At 41.5% G+C, this 2,930-nt stretch carries 1 protein-coding gene; it reads left to right on the top strand.

From position 1 onward, the window contains the following. Positions 1–2,123 (top strand): PAS domain-containing sensor histidine kinase (locus tag PSE7429_RS24010; RefSeq protein ID WP_233424423.1); only part of this gene is annotated, 2,123 nt, incomplete at its 5' end. Positions 2,124–2,930 lie beyond the last annotated feature (807 nt).

The raw sequence follows: 2,930 nt of genomic DNA, 5'->3' as shown, positions 1-2,930 counted from the left end.
CGTTGCTTCGCAACGCTTTCAAAAATTTCCTTGTGGTTCGTTTGATCGATAATTGCTGTAAATCATCTTCACGGAAGGCTAGCCTAATGAGTCATGCTGAAGTATCCATCCATAGATTCGATTCTCCGTGCAATCAGATTTGCGATCAGATTATGGATAACCTTGATGAGATGATTTGGTCGTTAGCTTTACCTGACTTAAAACCAATTTATTTCAATGCAGCGGCTATCAAGTTTTTCCAACGCTCTCGCCAAGAGTTAATGGAGCATCGACATCTATGGCTAGAGGCGATCGCGACTGAGGATCGTCGCAAAATACAACAAGAGCTTGAAAAAGCACAGAAAACAGATTTATCCATATTTACCTATCGCATTCAGCTTCCTACAGGGAAATTACGTCACTTCCATGCTCGTTTAAAAGTATTTAAGGATTCTTCAGGTTTGCCTATAAGGCTAGATGCGATCGCCTATGAAGTCCCCAGTGATAATGCCTCAGATAGAGACTTGTGTGATATACCTCAGGCAAATATCGATCTAGAAATAGATCTAGAAATTGATAGAGAACAAGTCGATTTGAATAGTGATTTGATAGAGGATTTGACAGGCGATTTGACAGGCGATTTGACAGGCAATTTAACTTTGCTGAATGAAGAATTAGAACGGCAGATCGGGGAGAACCATAGGAATTTACGCGACAAAGAAAGCCGTAATCTGGCTATTCTCCATGCCTTGCCAGATTTGCTATTACTGCTAAAGCCCGATGGAACCTGTATAGAATGCATCATTCCTTCGGGTTGTGACAAAGCCAAATATTTGCCCATTCAGCATCATATTTCTGAGGTCTTACCGCCTGAAACGCTAGCTGCCCAATTAAAGCTCTATGATCAAGCGATCGCTACGGGAGAAGTTCAAATCTATGAACATCAACTCTTCAAATTTGGCAAACTTATCCATGAAGAAGTCCGTATTGCTCCCTACTGTAAAGATGAGCTAGTGGTAATTGTTCGGGACATTACGGAGCGGAAGGAAACCGAGCAACAACTGCAAAATCTCACTGATCGCCTAACTCTAGCGCTAAAGTCTGCGGCGATCGGCATATGGGAAAGGGATCTCGTCCGCGATCAACTAGTCTGGGATCGCGGCATGTATGAGCTATATGGAGTGAGTCCCGAACAATTTACGAATAACCGTCTGACTTGGTTAAATTATGTATATCCTAGCGATCGCGAAATCATCGAATCGGCATCGCAACTAGCATTGCAAGGAAAGAAGGATTACGATATCGAGTTTCGGATCGTTTTACCGAATGGAAGCATTCGCTACATTCAAGCCTACGCTCTGCTACAACGCGATGCGGAGGGAATCCCTCAACGCTTCATTGGTATTAACTTTGATATTACCGAGCGCAAGATTGCCGAAACCAAAATCATCCAAACAGCCCGTCAACTCGCTAATACCAACCATGAATTGGAGTCCTTTAGCTATTCCGTTTCTCACGATCTGAGAGCGCCATTACGACATATGAATGGGTTTGTGATGGCTTTGCAGCAGCAACTCCAAAAACATGAAGCCTTAAACGATCCTAAGGTGGAGCATTACTTACAGGTAATTGCCAAAAGCAGTCAAAAGATGGGACATTTGATCGATGGATTACTCACCCTCTCGCGCTATGGGCGAAGATCCCTAGAATCGACCCAGATCTCCGTGCGCGTCTTAGTTGATGAAGCGATCGAAATCCTGCGTAATGAGCCAAATTATAACCCGATGGTCAAATTTTCAATTGGTGACTTACCCGTGGTGATTGGTGATCCGATTCTCTTACAACAGGTCTTTTGTAATTTGATTGGGAATGCCGTGAAATTTAGTCGTACCCGTGCTAATCCCTATATCACGATCGACAGTTTGCCCGACCAGACCATTAGAATTCAAGATAATGGTGTGGGTTTTCAAATAGAATATGCGGAAAAGCTCTTTGGAGCTTTTCAAAGACTGCATAATGAAAGAGAGTTTGAGGGCACTGGTATCGGTTTAGCGATCGTGCAAAGGATTGTGCAAAGGCATGGTGGATCGATCTGGGCTGAAGGATATCCCGAACGTGGAGCCACATTTTTCCTTAAGATTTAACGTGAGTTCGGGATAATTTGAAACAGGCTTTGAGAAAGGGTTTGCGTAGCAAACCCTTTCTCAAAGCCCCAAAATAAAAGCCTTGCTACGCAAGGCTTTTATTTTGGGGCTTTTAAAATTTGCCAGCTTAACCCGAACTAACGTTAAGATTTAGGGTTATTCTAGAAAATTAACACGCTTTACGCGGCGATTCTTTAGAGTTATCGCAAGGATTACTTAGGACATAAACCTCAAAAGCTGTAGCGCACGCTGCGCGTGCGCTACAGCTTTTCGGGTTTTATAGTTAATTGTGCTTAGATACTTAATAATACCAATTCACGAAAGTGTGACAACACTTTTGTGAATTAAAAATCAAACCTAGTAAGGGTTTGAAAAACTAAAAATGGCGTAGCCACTTTTAGTTTTGGTATAACTGATTCAATGTTTTTTAGATCTAAATATTCTAAATATATAGAAACAGCTAGAATTTTGCTGATAGAGGAAAATTCTAACTATGTCGAACTAAGTAGTTCAGCACAATTAAAACTAAAACCAGAAAGCATAACGCCCACTTAGCAAGCAGTATGCACTTCTAGGGCTTAAGTTTACTTATACTTAGCTGCTTATTTATTTGAACTATTTATTTGAACTATTTATTTGAACTATTTAGGTAAAGAATCAGGTAAGAAATTGACAAAAGAGCCAAAGCGGCTAAAGTAAAGGGATGAAAGAGCCACCGCAATATGAACGAGAAGCCCTAGAAAATATGCCAGTAGGAGAACTGGTAGAAGTAATCGTGCGGCAACAGGAATGGGGCGCAAACAAATA

It is taken from the genome of Pseudanabaena biceps PCC 7429 (assembly GCF_000332215.1).
Taxonomy (GTDB): Bacteria; Cyanobacteriota; Cyanobacteriia; order Pseudanabaenales; family Pseudanabaenaceae; genus Pseudanabaena; species Pseudanabaena biceps.
The sequence above is the reverse complement of the archived record's forward strand: the minus strand, read 5'-3'. Positions and strand labels throughout refer to the sequence as shown.